This is a genomic window from Aeromonas sp. SrichE-2G, from assembly GCF_017939565.1.
In the GTDB taxonomy this organism is placed as follows: Bacteria; Pseudomonadota; Gammaproteobacteria; order Enterobacterales; family Aeromonadaceae; genus Aeromonas; species Aeromonas taiwanensis.
Genome location: NZ_JAGKRG010000022.1, coordinates 1 through 277, shown reverse-complemented (window position 1 = coordinate 277; position 277 = coordinate 1). Strand labels below are relative to the sequence as shown.

The window sequence follows — 277 nt, the reverse complement described above, 5'->3', positions numbered from 1 at the left end:
CGAGTCCACTCAGACCCACCACTTCGATTACGGGGCTATAGCTCAGCTGGGAGAGCGCCTGCTTTGCACGCAGGAGGTCTGCGGTTCGATCCCGCATAGCTCCACCATAATCCGTACTGAATTTGCGAGAAGCAAAAGTCATGAGTTGAATGATTTGTTCAATCTATGTCTTTGACTTCTTTACGAAGTTTGCTCTTTAACAATCTGGAAAGCTGATTTAAAAAGTAGTTCTCAAACATTTGTTACAAGTGCTTTGGAAACTTCTTGGCGAAAACCA

At 44.4% G+C, this 277-nt stretch carries 1 tRNA gene; it reads left to right on the top strand.

Annotation, left to right across the window (positions count from 1 at the left end):
* Positions 1–31 precede the first annotated feature (31 nt).
* Positions 32–107, top strand: a tRNA-Ala gene (locus tag J9885_RS14810).
* Positions 108–277 lie beyond the last annotated feature (170 nt).